The sequence below is a fragment of the Sulfuricurvum sp. genome (assembly GCF_028710345.1).
Classification (GTDB): Bacteria; Campylobacterota; Campylobacteria; order Campylobacterales; family Sulfurimonadaceae; genus Sulfuricurvum.
In genome coordinates this window covers 46,377-63,159 of record NZ_JAQTUH010000008.1, presented here as the reverse complement: position 1 = coordinate 63,159, position 16,783 = coordinate 46,377, and the positions used below count along the sequence as shown (strand labels likewise).

Genomic DNA, 16,783 nt, shown 5'->3' with positions numbered 1-16,783 from the left:
CAAAAGCAAAAAACCGTACACCAACTGCTCAGGGGGTAATGTCCGCTATTTTTGCGTCACGCGATCTCAGTGTTGTTGTTTTCGTTATGGCAATTTTGGCGATTATTATCGTCCCACTCCCAAGTGGAATGCTCGATTTTTTTCTCGCTATTGTTATCTCCTTATCGGTTTTGATTTTACTGATTTCCCTTTATATCCCTAAACCAACCGATCTTACTACTTTTCCAACACTATTGCTCATTATTACCCTCTTTCGTCTCTCGCTCAATATTGCAACGACTCGTATGATTTTGAGCCATGGGCATGATGGTCCTGAAGCAGTGAGTGACATCATCACCAGTTTCGGAAATTTCGTTGTCGGTGGAAACTACGTCATCGGTGTAATCGTCTTTAGTATCATCGTCCTCATCAATTTTATGGTTATTACCAAAGGATCTAACCGCGTCGCCGAAGTTGCAGCGCGATTCACCCTCGATGCGATGCCCGGAAAACAGATGGCGATTGATGCCGATCTCAACAGCGGTCTCATCGATGAAGTAGAAGCCAAACGCCGACGTGCCGAAATCTTGCAAGATGCCAATTTTTACGGGGCAATGGACGGATCGGGTAAGTTTATCAAAGGGGATGCGATTGCCGGAATCATCATCACCTTTATCAATATCATCGGCGGATTTTTAATCGGTATTTTTCAATTTGATCTCGATGTTGCCCACAGTGCACAAACCTATACGATTCTAACTATCGGAGATGGTCTCGTCTCCCAAATCCCCGCTTTGATTATCTCTACAGCTACCGGTATTATGATTACGCGTGCATCCAATGATGAGGGCAATTTTGCTGAGGGAAGTATCAAACAGCTTATGGGTAATGCCAAAGTGATGATTATCGTGGGTGTCATTATGATGATGTTTGCCCTCACCCCGGGATTACCGACACTCTCCATGGGGTTTGTTGGATTGATTTTCTTAGGGCTAGGGTATGCCCTATACAAATATGAAAAAGGGGATTTTGTTTTGACACCAAAAGCTTCCGCTTCAAAAAGTACTTCGTCCGTATCCGACCCCTCTGCACCATCTACAGGAACGACTCGCAAAAAAACCAACGAAGAGATTGCCAAAGAAGAAGAGGCAGCACTCGAAGATATCCTCAAAATCGAGATGTTAGAACTCACCCTCGGCTATCAGCTTATTCGTCTCGCCGATAGTAACCAAGGGGGAGATTTACTGGAACGTATCCGTTCAATGCGCCGTAAAATTGCTTCTGATTTCGGTTTTTTAATGCCTCAAGTTCGTATACGTGATAACCTTCACCTCAAACCTACCCAGTACTCTATTCTTCTCAAAGGGGTAATGATTGGGGATGGTTTGATACAGCCAGATCGCTATTTAGCAATGGACAGCGGAATGGCAATCGGTGAGATTGAGGGGGAACCCACCAAAGAGCCGGCATTCGGACTCGATGCCTTTTGGATTGCCCCTGAACTCAAAGAGGATGCAATTATCAACGGATATACGGTCGTAGACCCCTCTACCGTTATCTCTACTCATATGTCTGAACTGGTAAAAAAATACGCCGAAGAGCTCCTCACTCGCCAAGAGACCCAATCGCTCATCGATAAAATCAAAAACGATTATCCGGTTCTCGTCGATGATGTTCTCAAAGTTTCTAATATTGGACTAATTCAACGTGTCTTTAGAGCGTTACTCCATGAACGTATCCCGCTCAAAGATATGATTACGATTTTAGAAACCATAGCCGATGTGAGCGAATATACCAAAAGCGTCGATATCATTACCGAGCATGTCCGTGCAAAACTCTCCCGTATCATTACACAGGCTTATAGCGGTGCTGATGGAGTTATCAAACTCCTCACCTTTGAAACGATGAGTGAACAACGTCTTTTAGAGAAATCGCAAGAGCGTGATGGGATTCGACAGCTCCTCCTCAATGTCGGTGAGATCAATGAACTCATCCAAGCAACCAGTACGAAAGCGAGTGAACTACTTCAAAAGGGGATATCCCCTATTATAATCATCGTTGATCCAAAACTTCGCCGTCCATTGGCAGAGATATATGAGCGATTTAACCTCGATATAGTCGTTCTCTCTCACGCTGAAATCGATTCCGGTGCTAAATTTGAAGTACTCGGCTCTATCACTCTAGACAAATAAGGAAATATATGCAAAAAACGTTTTATCATCTCTCTCACATCGATCTCGACGGGTACAGCTGTCAATTGGTTATGGCACAAACCGCACACCTTATGTACAGTTATAATGCAAACTATGGCGCTGAGGTAATGGATCGTCTCGAAGAGATTATTGAAACTATCAAAAAAAATAAGCAAGAAGCAACCATCCTTATCAGCGATCTTAACCTCTATCCCGAAGAGGCGAAATGGCTTAATACTGAAGTGAACCGTCTCAATGATAGCGGCTGGAAGCTTACCATCACCCTCCTCGATCATCACGGTAGCGGAAAAGATACAGCGGCACAATATCCGTGGTATTATCTCGATACCGAGCGTTGTGCTACAAAAATCGTCTATGACTATGCGTGCGAACATTATGGTTTAAACGGAGCTGGATGGCTCGAAGCATTTGTTCACGTCGTCAATGCCGTCGATTTATGGCACCAAGATGAAGAGGACGATTTCGAATACGGCAAAGTGTGTATGCGTCTCATCTCGGATGCCAAAGAGCTGAGTCGTGTTATGTTTGGTGATGAAGATCGTGCCTACAAACTCGCTATGCTAGAGCAAGCAGCACACATGCGAAATCTCCCTAATGCCAATATCGTTTTGGATGAGACACTTCATAAAATGAAAAAAGATTTTTTCAAAGAAGATATCGATAATACCCTCGATAATCTCTCCACCAAACACATTGTCGCACTGCTTGGAACCAAGCGTTCTACGATGACCATCTATTATAAAGGGTGGCGTGGATTTTTGAGCTACGGTTTAGGAAACACCTCGATCATCGGAAACGGCTTTTTAACCGAATATCCCGATTTTGATTTCATCGTCGATGTCGGTACACGCGGAACGATGAGTCTTCGCGGACATGACAAAGTCGATGTCGCTCAAATGGCAGGCGAATGGGTCGGCGGTGGAGGACATCCTAACGCGGCAGGGGGACGTATCCAAGGGTTTAAAGAGCAATTCCGCTACGATAAAGTGAAACGTCAGATGGAAGATATGCTCGCCAACAAAGAGGCAATGCCCGGTAAATTACCCCATAAAATAGAAGAGTAACTCACTCTATGATTCAGATCAACAACCTTACCAAAAGCTTCGGCACTCGGGTTCTCTTTGAGAACCTATCTCTCAAACTGAACGCCGGAAACAAAGTCGGATTTGTCGGACGTAACGGGACGGGTAAATCGACCCTCTTTAAAATCATTTTGGATGAAGAGCCTTATGATTCGGGTGAGGTCATTATCCCTAGAAACTACCGCATCGGAACGCTACGTCAGCACCTCCATTTCACCCATAAAACCGTCCGTGAAGAGTGTGCCTCGGTTCTCACAGGTGATATGGAGCATGAGGTCTATCGCGTCGAAAAAATTCTCTTCGGTCTAGGGTTTACGCAGGACGATTTGGAAAAAGATCCCCTCAGTTTTTCAGGTGGGTATCAAATCCGACTCAACCTCGTGAAACTCCTCGTCACCGAACCGAATCTGCTACTCCTCGATGAGCCGACCAACTACCTCGACATTGTCTCACTCCGCTGGCTCGCCTCGTTTATCCGTTCTTTCGAGGGGGAAGTGATCCTCATCACCCATGACCGTGATTTTATGGACTCAGTCACGACCCATACGATGGGATTGCGCCGCCGCTGTGTCAGTATCATCAAAGGAAACAGCCACAAATATTATGAGATGATGGCAAGCGAAGACGAGCTGTATGAGAAGACCAAAATCAACCACGACAAGAAGCGTGCCGAATTAGAGGATTTCGTCGCCCGCAACAAAGCCCGTGCTTCTTCAGCAGTAATGGCACAATCCAAGCAAAAAGAGTTGGATAAAATGGGTGTTATGGAATCACTTGAGGGAGAGAAAGACCTCTCTTTTTCATTCTCGTATAAACCTACTCCCGCCAAAGTGATTATGCAGGTTAAAGAGCTCTCGTTCGGCTACAGTGCCGATGAACTCCTCTTTCGCAATATTTCCTTTGCACTAGAGGCAAAAAAATGTCTCGCCATTATCGGGAAAAACGGTAAGGGAAAATCAACCCTCCTAAACACCCTTGCAGGGGTTTTAACACCCAACGGTGAGATCATATCTCACCCCTCCACTGCCATCGCCCACTTCGGTCAAACCAACATCGACCGCCTCGACAAAAACCGCACCATCACCGAAGAGATACAAAGTGCCGACAATACGTTGCAAAATGTCCGTATCCGTGGAATCTGCGGGACGATGATGTTCAGCGGTGACGATGCCGATAAAAAAATCTCTATCCTCTCTGGGGGGGAGCGAAGCCGCGTTATGCTGGGCAAAATCATCGCCACCCCTGCCAACCTCCTCTTCCTCGATGAGCCGACCAACCACCTCGATATGCAATCGATCGATTCGCTCTGCGACGCATTAAAGCGGTTCGAGGGTTCTGTGGTCATCGTCACCCACTCCGAGATGCTATTGCGCGAGTTAGCCGATCAGCTCATCATCTTCCGTGAGGGGAACGCTGAGTTTTTCGATGGCACCTATGATGACTTTTTAGAGAAAATCGGATGGGATGAAGAGATCAGTGATGCTCCAAAACCTCCCAAAGTGACCCAAAACGTCAACAAAAAAGAGAATAAACAGCTTCGTGCCGCCCTCATCCAAGAGCGTTCAAAACTCCTCAGCCCCCTCAAAAAAGAGGTGGACACCTGCGAAAATACCATCATGAAGCTCGAAGAGAAACTAAAGACTTCTCATGAACTCCTAACGACCTATTCAAACCAAGGGGAGACATCCAAACTCCTCGAACTCTCCAAAAGCGTCGGAGATGATGAGAAGATGATCGAAGAGCTGTTCGAACGACTCGAAATCGCGAGCGATGAGATAGCACGTATCGAGAGCGAATACGAGGCGAAGATTGAAGAGCTCTAGTTTTTACGAGTTTGTTCGATAACGTATGATACACTAATACTTTTGGAGGAAAACATGAACAATCATTTTATAAACACTATAGAAATTAATAATTTTAAATGTTTTCACAATTTTAAAGCCGAAGGGTTAGGTAGAGTTAATCTCATTGGTGGAAAAAATAATGTAGGTAAAACTTCTTTTATGGAAGCATGTTATATCAATATAATGGCTATGAATATTAAAAGCTTTGTTGGTTCTCTACAAAGTATTAAATATATGCGAGAAAATCTTAATATTTTAGAAAATAGACTTATAGATGATACTAAAAAATTTGTAGAACAAACCAATAATATCTCAGTCTCCTCCAATATCAATAACGCTCATTTTAATATCGATGAAAACGAAGGAATTAAAAAATACCATTTTGAATTTAATAAACAAATCATTGATGTTAATGCTAATGAATTCTCTTATGATCTTAATTTAATACACAATATAGTATTTATCGATAATTTTGGATTTGGTAATAGTCAAATTAAAGATGCTTATCTCTCTATTCAAAAAAAAGATAAAGAACAATTTTTAAATGATATTTTACATACATTTGATAATAGAATCGAAAAAATTATCGCTGGCGATATACCACAATGTCGAGTAAATGGTGTATGGCTTGACCTCACTGAACTTGGGGATGGTGCGAGACATTTGGTCTCTATCATTACATCACTGTTTAAATGCGAAAATGGATATCTCTTTATTGATGAGCTTGACAATGGCATTCATTACACTCAACTTGATGAACTATGGGAAATTATTTTAAAAGTTTCCAAAGAACAAAATGTCCAAGTCTTTGCAACAACTCATTCCAAAGAGTGTATTGAGTCATTCAATCGTATTCAACAAAAATTTGATGATAAAGATACTTATTATTTCGAATTTTACCAAAGCAAAAAAACCAATCAAATTAATGTAAAAAAACGGGACAAAGAACAATTAGAGTATTCACTATCTCATAATGGAGAGTTTAGAGGTGAGTAATCTTTTAATCGTCGAAAGTCATAATGACAAATATTTTATCGAAGCATTAAGTGAATCACTTAAAATTGATATTAAAATTAATCAGCCAATATGTAAAATAGATGACTATGAGTGTTTAAATGGACTATCAGAAAAAAAATTATTTGAGTGCCTAGACGAAGTTAAATTCGATGACTACACTAAAATTGGCATCATTCTCGATGCGGATAAAGAAGGTATCGAAAATCGGTTAGCACTGATTGACTCTGTCGTTAAACAGTTTGATGATACTATTGAGATTAAAAACATTAACACACCCATCAGAAGTGACAAACTCAATATAGAATTTGTTTGTTATATCACTAATATCGATGGATATGGCGAACTCGAAACACTACTCAAAACAATTAAAACTGAAGATTCAACTTTCGCGGATTGTTTAAGTGCATGGAAAGATTGTCTTATAGCTTCCGGCAAAAAGATCAGTGATAAAGATTTTGATAAATTTTGGGTCAATAACTATCTAAGATACGATACCTGCACCAAAAAAGAACAAACACAAGCTGATAGAAAATGTAAAAATGAGATTGCCATCAAAAAACCTATCTGGAATTTTGAGCACAAAGCACTTACTGATTTAAAAGCCTTTTTACAACTATTTTAATTTCGTGCAAAATTCAAGATCTAAAGTACAAACCCGTCTGGACAAACTCCTTTCCTCATTGGGGTATTGCACCCGCAAAGAGGTTGCATCCCTCATACGAGAAGGGATCATCACCCATGCTGAAAATCTCCCCCTCAAAAACGATACCAAAGTCTCTCATGATGAAATCTGTTTTGATAGCGAACCCCTCGATCCCCCCTCTGGGATGGTGATTTTGATGCATAAGCCCATAGGTTTGATCTGTAGTCATGATGAAGGAGAAGGGAGACTCGTCTATGATCTCCTCCCGCCGCGATGGAGAGTGCGCGATCCCAAAATCTCCACGATCGGACGGCTCGACAAAGAGACGAGTGGACTGCTTCTCCTCACCGATGATGGAGCATTACTCCACCGCCTCACCTCCCCGCGCCACCATGTTGCTAAAATCTACGAAGCGACATTAGATAGAGCGTTAAACGGGAATGAAGCAGAGATTTTCGCTTCGGGGACATTGATGTTAAACGGTGAAAAAAGCCCCTGCCTACCCGCCAAACTTACCGTAATCGACGAAACCCATGCCACATTAGAAATTACCGAAGGGCGCTATCATCAAGTACGGCGGATGTTCGCGGCGGTAGGAAATCATGTCACCGCACTGCACCGCTTGTCATTTGGGGAATTGACACTGGGGGATTTAAAAGAGGGGGAGTATCGTATATTGGAAAATACGTTTATCTGAGCTCAATTATCTTTTTATCTTTACAAAATTCATAAATACCCTTCGTATCGTTCGCACTTTGATAATAATCGGATAAACGATAATTTCCAATTTCTTTATCAAAAATCCAGAATCTTTTATACGCACGCATTTCAGTACCACCATCTGTTCCCACAAAACCATACATTGATTGTGTACAAAATTGAGTTTCATCTATATTTGAAAAATCAGCATTTCGATTATCTATTAGCATGTTTAATAAAAATATTCCAAATACAAATGTGTATACCCATCCAAAAGCAAAAATTAATTTGATATAAAATTTTGCGTTTTCTGTTGCTAACAGATTCGATAAAATAATAAATGAGATTAAAGCTATCCCAAAAGTAACAGTGTTAAATATCGGTATCGAAAAAGAAATCCCCGTATAATATGCTGTTGTTACAACTATAAGAGCAACAGACAAAAAGATATTACGCTTTTTCATGCTTTTTCACCTTCCGATAAACCACCGCTGCCCCAACAATCCCGATCACATCCGCGAGCAGATCAAACCAATCAAATGAGCGGCTAGGGAAATAGAGTTGACTCACCTCTTCGACAAACGCAAAAGCAAATACAATTAATGATCCAATTTCTATCCTAAACCACTGTTTTCCATTAAAACCGTAATTCAGCAAATACACCATAATCCCATATAAAACGGCATGAGCGATTTTGTCGCCATAGGGGATCATCCCTACCACATGAAACGCAAAATTGTAATTTGCCGTATCGGCTTTATAGATGATCGCTAACAATAGGACGAAAAAAGATGCAGGATAAAAAACCCGTTTCAGAGTGTTCGATTTCAGTGTCGTTTCCATCGATCTACGCACTCATTCTTTGATGATTTTTTTTCCATGCTTTGTATGATTTTTCATCCGAGAACAAAAATGCGACGTTCTCCACTCCCAAAGCCTCTATTCTTGATGTCGCAACACCATAACGCTCAGACTCCGGGATATTTTCGCTATCAAAATCCCAGCAGATGCGTTCACCCCTCTCGTTTCGATAATCGAATAATCCGCTGATATTACGATGCAATACATCTATACTGTGGATAGTAACCCCATCTTCCCTCAAAAGTTCGACCATTTCCAGTGCTTCTGAACGCTTTAGCGCATAAAATTGACCGCCGTTATGGCAACTCATATCGATTCCAAAACTTTTATAAAAATCATAAACTTTCATTTGAAGCTCCTATAATATTTGAACGCCAAAGGAATGAAATCCCTTTGACTACGCTAGCCGCTAGGGCACTAAAGCTTGCCTCTTTGAGGCAGAATTTAATTATTGACAGCAACCGTAGTCGTATTGCGTTGATTGACATAAAACAATTGTTTCTCCCCATGTTGCCCAATCAGTTTACATCTACCGTAATGGTATTGCATAGCAATTTGGCAACTATCTTTTGGAAAATTGACCGCTATCATTACGGGAGTCTCATTCAATGCCGGCAACGCATCGATAGAGAGAGTCGAGAGCATCTCGGTATCGAGTTTTGCAGGTTCATTTTTGAACTTTTCTACGTTATGTGACGCAATCATATAATCGACATTGAGTGATGAGACTATCGTAAAAGCAATCAACCCCATAGCGGTAACGGTACTCAAGATAACGTGATACGATTGGCGGATAATCATCAGAACAATCCCCACAACCAACACCGCGATCAAGAAATATTCAAACCACTCCACATAGTAGCGCAGTGTTGTCATCCCCATCAATGTTTGATACAAATGCATCTTTTTGAGCGATGCGATTCCCATAATTACCGTTTGCGCCATAAACAGACCCATTAGGATTTGAATACTCATCTCTCCTTTATAGCGGCGCATCATCCCCAAAAAGATAACGACGACCAAAGCGATAACCCATGCAAGTTGAAAAAATCCTTCACGAGCAAACTGAGCGTGCGTAACTCCTGCTTGAGTAATGTACGCTTCCCCTCCGAAGAGATACGCAATCTGAAAAGCCAAAAAAGCGACAAAGAGGATATTAAGTCCCCCTAAAAAGATACCGACAATCACTTTATCATAGGGTTTTGCCTCATCATTGCTAGAGCGTTCCGCACGGTTGAGATAGCTATAGAGATAGATACCTAAAAAGAGGAAAAAGTAGAGTGGCATCGAAATGGCCTGATCTATTCTCGGAAGAGCAAATAGTCCTACGATTACATTAACTTCATGATTAAAACGGACATCTGCGTTCATAAACAGTGCCAAAAATAATGCCACGAACGGTACGGTCACGAGAACCCCTTTGAGTATCCGTTTGTAGATTGAATAGTTCGGATTGAGTGCAAACAGATGAGAGAAAAATACTCTAAAATATTTCAACGGTGAAAATGCAACCAACAATCTCGGAATCATCGTCTGATACAAATGATCGACTTTGTGCATACTCGTGAGGTACAAAATCCCAATCATCGCCATTATGATAGTCGGGAGATAATACTGCGTCAACGCATTATTATAAATAAACACATCGGCAGTCCACACCGCGACCAACGGAAGCAGCCATAACGTATATCGATTGCTCACCTGAGCGCTCAAAGCCAAATAAAGCATCGGAATCATCGCAATCAGGAAAAAAAGGATATTCCCTAATCCAACCACATTATTCGGAACAAAAAACGATTGAAACAACGCAAGTATCAAACTCACCCCGATCAACAACATACTAAACCACCCGCTCGTAAAGCGCAACTCTTCAACATCTATTGTGCGAACTTCTTCAGTCATATTAGCCATGATTTTCTCCTTGGTATTGATTCATAATACTTCTAGCCGATCGTGTGTCGATCTGCGCACCTAGCTGCTCAAACATTGTGTAATACCCCAAGAGAGTACGGTTTAGAAAAAGGTACTCTTGGTTAAATTTGTGCACCGAATGGGTCTGTTTCCTCTGCACTTCCAAGATGGTTTCAAACCCTTTTTTGGAAAATGAGTGATTATTTCCAAAATCGTAATGATCTTTTGTGAGAACATCGATATAGAGCCGATCCAGAGGTTTAATCACCTCGTGATAAAACGCAACCATCGACACATCATCACTCGAATCGATCATATTGAGCGCGGCATACTGTTTTGCGATAGTGAGATCATCGCACCCTTCTATGAGCGAGAGGTGCAATCGATTATAGGGGACGAGGAAATCATCATCCACGTATTTGATACATCCAAAATCGATAAGCCCCAGTCGATCATCATCCATAAAGATAAAATTACCCGGATTAGGATCAGCATGGATTGCTTTAAGCGCATACAACGAGGTGAAAAAGGTATCAAAGAGGAGCTGTGCATAATGGTTTCGCACCTCTTGCGTCGGAGAAGATTTTAAAAAATCTCCGAACGATTTCCCCTCTATATACGTGCACACCAGTACTTTTGAGCTAGAGAATTCAGGGTAGACTTTAGGGATAACCACCTGTGGATGATTGAGACGTTCGCTAAAAAATAGGACGTTTTTCGCTTCATACGCGTAATCCACCTCCTCAAAAAGACGTTGGTTGATCTCCTCAATCAAATGATCGACATTTTGCCCTTTAGCGAAGCGTTGAAGGGCGAACTTGATCATCCCCATATCGGTATTGATTGTATTGGCGATACCGGGATACTGCACTTTTACCGCAAGAGCATCTCCCCCATACGTCGCCTTATGCACCTGTCCCAAACTGGCACTCCCAAACGGTGTTGATTCAAATGATTCAAACACCTCTTCAGGGTAGTGTTCCAACTCTTGTTTAATAATTTTACGAATCAGCGCACGGTTGATCGGCGGAATCGCATTAAATGATTTAGTGATCTGTTCGAGATACGTTTGCGGTAAAAAAGGCAACGCCAAAGCGACTTGTTGGGCGATTTTAACCGACACCCCTTTGAGCTCGCCGAGTGCTTCGATGATTAGCTTTGCCGTAGCTTCTTGCGTCTCATCGTGGATGGATTGTCGGTTACTACCCGATGAGATCAGTTTTTTAATCGCCCCTTTGGAGTGGTTCGCTCCGATTTTGACCAATGTTTTACCGATTACATTGGCACGTGCCATCGTGGTTGTCGGTATGCACTTATCCATGCAACACCTCCCCGAGTTTACGCTTCATTTTGGTGAAACGGCTCTGTTTGGTGGAAAAACGTGTCAGGGAGGAGAGGAGATGATTTTTAAACAAAAACATCCCCAACTCAGAGGCTTTATTTAAAAGATTTGATTGGAGTAACGCTTCGATAACCCCCATAGAGTGATCGATGAACTGCGTCGTATTTTCAAACGACTCACTCTCATCTTTGACCCAGTAAGCGACCACCACCACGAAATAGTCCCAAAATAACTTCGGCAGATACTCTTCAAACGGAGGCTTCTCAATCTCTCCCGCTTCGATAGAAATAGCAATCATCTCAGCCGCAGTTTCGACAAAGAGACGATTGGTTGCATAGAGAGAATCGAGTTTCAACGACGAAGAGTGAAACACCATCTCTGAGATTTGGAGGATAAATTCGCGATCTTCGAGATAAAGTTCGAGTTCCGTTTCGATCAGTGTTTGAAGCTGTTCACGCAACGTATAGTTCTCAAACCCCTCGATACCGCCCAAAATCTCGCGCGTTTGCTGATGCTTCCATTCGATATAGGCATAGAGCATCTGCTCTTTGGTCGGAAAATAGTTATAGATCGTCGGATTACTCACTCCGGCACGTTGCGCTATCTCACGCATCGAAGCATCTTTGAACCCTTTTTCGATAATCAGCTCGACACCTGCTGATAAGATCTTCAATTTGGTAAGTTCTTTGTTTTCCTGAGAGATTTTCATATTTCCTCCTATTTATTTAAAGTAGTATATATTAAATAGGCTTTTATTGTCAAGTATTTTATAGCAAGTTAAATAAAATAGAAAAATTGGTTAGAAATGGGTATTAAGAAAGGAAAGGAAAGGAAAAGAAATTATTACTAATACAAATTATTCTCCCTCTTATTTTGGAAAATGGAAAAGAATAATTTTGTGTTTATTTTAAATAAATTTAGATAATATGACAACAATTAAAATTTCACGGATTTGAAAATATGACTGAAGAGAAATTGAATAGTCTTTTAAACACAGCCCAATTTTTTATCGATGCTTCGAGAAAACTACTTACAGAAAACGGGCGACTTCATGCCGAAACACTTATTATATCGTTAGCTAGAATAGCCGGTTCACTAATGTACAGAAGTTTTGAATTTGATAATTCGATTACATCTGGCACGGTGGTTCTCTCTGATCAGGCTAATATACATGGTCCTAAACTCATGAATACTATGTTTGCCGTGTTAAACCAAATGGGGAACGAAATAGGTGAAAATAACCTCAATATGGAATATGCATCCCCAAAAACTTCACAACTCACATTTCAAGAATCTCATGAAAGATTATCAACTTTTTTTCTCGCATATTGTAAAACAGGCGTCAGTTTCTATGATGCGGCTATTAGTGCCTCAATAGCCGTCGGTATCACCGTTAATGATTGCAAAGAAGTCCTATCTGTTGATAAAGGAGCCGCTATAGCTATCTATGGATTCATAGAAGGTACTAAAACATCGCCTTATTGAAAGACAATATTTACTGTCTAAAATATAAAACATATCATTCACATAGAAAGGAATACAACGTTTGAAAAAATTCACTTTAACATCACTTCTTCTTTTAGGTTTCGGATTTTCGTCACAAGCTTTCGCAGGACATCTCATGTTCGGTGATAAAGAATCGATCACTCATATCGCAAATACTTCTATCACTACTCCTGATGGTAAACATTTATACCTTGGACAACTTATTGCAAGACATTCTTTTTTACTCCCTTACTCTGTCGAAGATAAAGGATTAGTATTAGGTATAACTGGTGAATCGACAATGTATATGCCCTTGCCAAAAGGAGAAGCATTGAGCGCTTTACAGACTTCCGGTCTTTTACCTGCTGAATTGCCAAAGACAAAATTGAGTTTGATGGACTATCTTTTTGGTTATACATTAGAGCTGTTTATCCTAATAATGCTCGGTTATACATTCATTAAAAAGCAGTTTGTCAAATAATAGGAAAAAAAGAGTGTCTATACAAAAATTATTTAATTTTATTTCCAATACAAACAATTTGACAATTAGCATATACAAAAAAATATTTTTACTTTTTTGTATATCAATTAGTCTATCTGCAGCCTCAAACATTGAGGTTTCTCCGTATACCAGTAAAAATGCAAATTTTATTTACAACCTACTTTTTTGTGACAATCTAAATTTATTCAAACCAAAGCATGATAAAGATTTAGCTTACTGGGAAAAAGCTTTTTTTATTCAACCAAATGCTGATGAGATTAAATCTATTGCTATTAATCCTTCAACTGAAAATAGAGTGCGTGCACTAGCGTATAATTGGTTAAGAGATTCCGGGCAACCATCAACAGATGATATTTTATTAGGCGTAATAATAGAAGTACCTCTTCGTTTAGGGTTGGATACACTAGCATCTTATGGGGATGGATCAATCCGATATATCAATCAAAGTGAAAAAATTGTATTTATCGAACAAAGTGGCAATGTTGAAATAGAGAAATTAGAAAAAGAATTAGTGAATCTCTCTGCTAAATATTTAAAAAATAACAATATTAAAATAGTAAAAAGAAGCGCAATTCCTCAACGTGGAGAAATCAGAATAACCTTTCTGACATCACAAGGACTACGTATTATTGAGGGTTCAATGAGTTCACTTCAAGCGCAATCTGATACAAATCAGATTATTGGAAAAGCAATAGAAATTCTTACTGTAATAGTAGCAATGGCAAAAGAAGAAAAAAAATAATTTTTTCTCTCATTCCCATTTAGGAGAGTAGGAATGGACATTATCCTATAATCTAAGTGCTCCAACTCAAGAGAATAGGAGTGAGAGCACCACCCCCTCGGACTATCAACCTACCTTTCGCTATAATCACACCATGAAAATCCTCCATGACAACCCCTCTTTCATTATCGCCCACAAAAGTGCAGGTGTCAACTTCCACTCCGAAGGAGAAGCGGGATTTGTCGTGCAAGTCAGCCAACAACTTGGTATCTCCCTCTTCCCCGTCCACCGTCTCGATAAAATGACCTCAGGACTAGTAATTCTCGCCAAAGATTCGCAAACCGCTGCACAGTTTGGCAAAATGTTTGAAAATCGCGAAGTCGAAAAATACTACCTCGCCATCTCGATGCGTAAACCGAAGAAAAAAATGGGGTGGATAAAGGGAGATATGACAGGTGCACGACGGGGAGATTATAAACTCCTCACGACGATGGAAAATCCCGCCATTACTCAGTTCATCAGTTGTGCATTGCGTACTCATGAACGATTTTTCCTCATCAAACCCCATACGGGCAAAACCCATCAAATCCGTGTCGCCCTCAAATCTCTCGGTTCCCCTATCGCAGGAGATGAGCGTTACGCACAAGCAGATGAGGCACGCAAAGAAGAACGGGGATACTTACATGCTTACGCATTGCGGTTTAGCCTGAATGATGAAGCGTTCGAGTTTGTATCACCACCTGATGCGGGGGAGCGGTTTGTGAGTGCGGAGTGCAAAGCTCAGTTGGAGCTGTGGAGCAAGCCATGGATTAATTTCCCTGCATAGTTTACATTCGTAATTATTGAAACCACTATTTCAAACTAAAGCCAATTAACTATCACACTACTGTACAATTTCATTTTATTCCAAACAAAAGTTTTATATGACAACAATTAAATATATCTCATCATTTTATAGAGTGATTTTTTTACTCCTCGCACTATTTCTATATGGCTGTGGAGGAGGAGGGAATAACACTAATACAGAAAAGAGTAGCACCACTAACGAACTCTCATTTTATTCATGGAACGGCAACAACGGATACAGTACCGTTCAAAGCAACTTTCCGAATCATACACTAACCATTTATCTCAATCAAGATGCCAATTTTACTACCAATGCACATCAAATGGAATCATCTGGAGCTAAGATTTGGATGTTAGGTTCAGATCATCCAACACGATCAACAATAGATCAATGGATTAATCAAATCATGACATACAATGCTTCAGGTGGAAAAATCATTGGGTTAAGTTTGGATATCGAGCCATGGACTGCATTTACCGATCAAACTGATCCTGCAAATATCCCTGCATGGCAGAACTATCTTGATCTGGTTACTTATGCCAGCACTACACTTCATGCCCATGGATTAAAACTCTCTGTATCGCTCCCCTATTGGCTTGATCTCATTGCTACAACCGGCTTTCCCAATAATAGAGCCATCGACTATAGTGTAATCGATTTAGCAGATGAAACTATTATTATGAATTACACGAATAACTTTGCCGATTTTTCTACCAATTGCCAAAATGCCCTTCTCTATGCTGATAGCAAAACAGGAAAAAGTATTAAATTAGCAATCGAAACAGTAGCTTCCAAAGAACCAAACGTCTCTTTCTATACCGATCCTCAATCGATTCATACCATTTTAAATACAGCAATTACCAACCGCTCGTTTCAAGGTTATGTAATTCATCAACTCGATACCTTCGCTTCATTTTCTCCTCCCCTCAAACCATCCTCAATAACTCATTTTAGAGGAACACTGATCCCTCTTTATACCTATCCAACAGATTCTAGCTGGCAAAAAGTGGCACAAACGGCTCATACAAAAGAGACTATTGCTATCATCAATCCTAATAATGGTCCAGTCGATTGCAATACTTCAGTAGCTAGTGACTATCGTCAAGGAATTACAAAACTAAAATCTTCATCTATAAAAATCATAGGCTACGTCTATACGTCTTATAGTGCACGATCAGAACAAACAGTTAAAAACGATATTGATACCTATTATAGTTGCTACCCCGATTTAGACGGTATTTTTCTTGATGAAACCAATTCCTCTGCCGATACTAATCACTATTATGATCGATTGTATCGCTATATCAAAGATCACAATCAGTCAAGTCGTGTCGTTGTTAATCCAGGAGTTTATCCTGATGAATCGATTATTAGAGCGTCCGATACGACTGTCATTTATGAAGACAGTGGAATGAATTATGATACACTCTCCCCTCCATCTTATACACTTCATTACGGTGCCGGACGTTTTGCACTGTTAGCGTATAATGCACCATTAACATCTGCTAAGATATCCAAACTTTCAACGTATCAATTAGGATATATTTACCTGACAAACGATACAATCCCAAATCCGTGGGATACTTTAACAACCTATTTTGAAAGCTTAATTGCTTATATCGATTCACTATAGGTTT

The 16,783-nt window shown here is 40.5% G+C and carries 17 protein-coding genes; 11 read left to right on the top strand and 6 right to left on the bottom strand.

Features of this window, described 5'->3' with window-relative positions:
- Positions 1-38: 38 nt before the first annotated feature.
- Genes flhA through PHC76_RS11055 form a run of 6 tightly spaced genes read left to right on the top strand, consistent with a single transcriptional unit; the run spans position 39 to position 7,475 of the window.
- Positions 39-2,171 (top strand): flagellar biosynthesis protein FlhA, encoded by a 2,133-nt coding sequence (gene flhA / locus PHC76_RS11080; RefSeq protein ID WP_299975171.1) that lies wholly within the window; start codon positions 39-41, stop codon positions 2,169-2,171.
- Between the two features lie 8 nt (positions 2,172-2,179).
- Positions 2,180-3,256 (top strand): phosphoesterase, encoded by a 1,077-nt coding sequence (locus PHC76_RS11075; RefSeq protein WP_300210067.1) that lies wholly within the window; start codon positions 2,180-2,182, stop codon positions 3,254-3,256.
- Between the two features lie 8 nt (positions 3,257-3,264).
- Positions 3,265-5,097: an ABC-F family ATP-binding cassette domain-containing protein gene (locus tag PHC76_RS11070; RefSeq protein WP_299973111.1), complete on the top strand. Its 1,833-nt coding sequence runs from the start codon at positions 3,265-3,267 to the stop codon at positions 5,095-5,097.
- A 54-nt stretch (positions 5,098-5,151) separates the two neighbouring features.
- Positions 5,152-6,114: an AAA family ATPase gene (locus tag PHC76_RS11065; protein ID WP_299973108.1), complete on the top strand. Its 963-nt coding sequence runs from the start codon at positions 5,152-5,154 to the stop codon at positions 6,112-6,114.
- Entirely contained in the window at positions 6,107-6,757 is a 651-nt protein-coding gene (locus PHC76_RS11060) for a DUF3226 domain-containing protein (RefSeq protein WP_299973105.1), read from the top strand. Before PHC76_RS11065 ends, PHC76_RS11060 begins: the two co-directional genes overlap by 8 nt.
- A 4-nt stretch (positions 6,758-6,761) precedes the next feature.
- Positions 6,762-7,475 carry a 16S rRNA pseudouridine(516) synthase gene (locus PHC76_RS11055; protein ID WP_299973102.1) on the top strand — a complete coding sequence of 238 codons (714 nt, stop codon included), beginning with the start codon at positions 6,762-6,764 and terminating at the stop codon, positions 7,473-7,475.
- On the opposite strand, the gene PHC76_RS11050 is transcribed toward PHC76_RS11055, so the two are convergent.
- The 6 genes from PHC76_RS11050 to PHC76_RS11025 form a co-directional block, all read right to left on the bottom strand.
- Positions 7,468-7,941, bottom strand: a complete 474-nt coding sequence (locus PHC76_RS11050; RefSeq protein WP_299973100.1) for a hypothetical protein — start codon at positions 7,939-7,941, stop codon at positions 7,468-7,470. The two genes, PHC76_RS11055 and PHC76_RS11050, sit on opposite strands and share 8 nt — an antisense overlap.
- Positions 7,928-8,320: a VanZ family protein gene (locus PHC76_RS11045; protein ID WP_299973098.1), complete on the bottom strand. Its 393-nt coding sequence runs from the start codon at positions 8,318-8,320 to the stop codon at positions 7,928-7,930. Before PHC76_RS11045 ends, PHC76_RS11050 begins: the two co-directional genes overlap by 14 nt.
- A gap of 4 nt (positions 8,321-8,324) precedes the next feature.
- Positions 8,325-8,687 (bottom strand): hypothetical protein, encoded by a 363-nt coding sequence (locus tag PHC76_RS11040; RefSeq protein WP_299973095.1) that lies wholly within the window; start codon positions 8,685-8,687, stop codon positions 8,325-8,327.
- A gap of 95 nt (positions 8,688-8,782) precedes the next feature.
- On the bottom strand, positions 8,783-10,249 hold the full coding sequence (locus PHC76_RS11035; RefSeq protein ID WP_299973092.1) for a DUF4153 domain-containing protein: 1,467 nt from the start codon (positions 10,247-10,249) through the stop codon (positions 8,783-8,785).
- The gene (locus tag PHC76_RS11030; protein ID WP_300210066.1) at positions 10,242-11,570 is read right to left on the bottom strand and encodes an AarF/ABC1/UbiB kinase family protein; all 1,329 of its coding nucleotides are present in this window, start codon (positions 11,568-11,570) and stop codon (positions 10,242-10,244) included. Before PHC76_RS11030 ends, PHC76_RS11035 begins: the two co-directional genes overlap by 8 nt.
- Positions 11,563-12,300 carry a TetR family transcriptional regulator gene (locus PHC76_RS11025; RefSeq protein ID WP_299973086.1) on the bottom strand — a complete coding sequence of 246 codons (738 nt, stop codon included), beginning with the start codon at positions 12,298-12,300 and terminating at the stop codon, positions 11,563-11,565. The genes PHC76_RS11030 and PHC76_RS11025 overlap by 8 nt, the downstream gene beginning before the upstream one ends.
- A 251-nt stretch (positions 12,301-12,551) precedes the next feature.
- Here PHC76_RS11025 and PHC76_RS11020 point away from each other — a divergent pair, with 251 nt between their 5' ends.
- The 5 genes from PHC76_RS11020 (at position 12,552) to PHC76_RS11000 (ending at position 16,779) form a co-directional block, all read left to right on the top strand.
- On the top strand, positions 12,552-13,076 hold the full coding sequence (locus PHC76_RS11020; RefSeq protein WP_299973083.1) for a hypothetical protein: 525 nt from the start codon (positions 12,552-12,554) through the stop codon (positions 13,074-13,076).
- Positions 13,077-13,137: 61 nt separating this feature from the next.
- Complete coding sequence (locus PHC76_RS11015; protein WP_299973080.1) at positions 13,138-13,557, top strand: hypothetical protein; 420 nt, start codon at positions 13,138-13,140, stop codon at positions 13,555-13,557.
- Positions 13,558-13,570: 13 nt separating this feature from the next.
- Positions 13,571-14,320 (top strand): hypothetical protein, encoded by a 750-nt coding sequence (locus PHC76_RS11010; protein WP_299973077.1) that lies wholly within the window; start codon positions 13,571-13,573, stop codon positions 14,318-14,320.
- Between the two features lie 133 nt (positions 14,321-14,453).
- Positions 14,454-15,125, top strand: a complete 672-nt coding sequence (locus tag PHC76_RS11005) for a TIGR01621 family pseudouridine synthase (RefSeq protein WP_299973075.1) — start codon at positions 14,454-14,456, stop codon at positions 15,123-15,125.
- Positions 15,126-15,222: 97 nt separating this feature from the next.
- On the top strand, positions 15,223-16,779 hold the full coding sequence (locus tag PHC76_RS11000; protein ID WP_299973072.1) for a spherulation-specific family 4 protein: 1,557 nt from the start codon (positions 15,223-15,225) through the stop codon (positions 16,777-16,779).
- Positions 16,780-16,783: the final 4 nt, after the last annotated feature.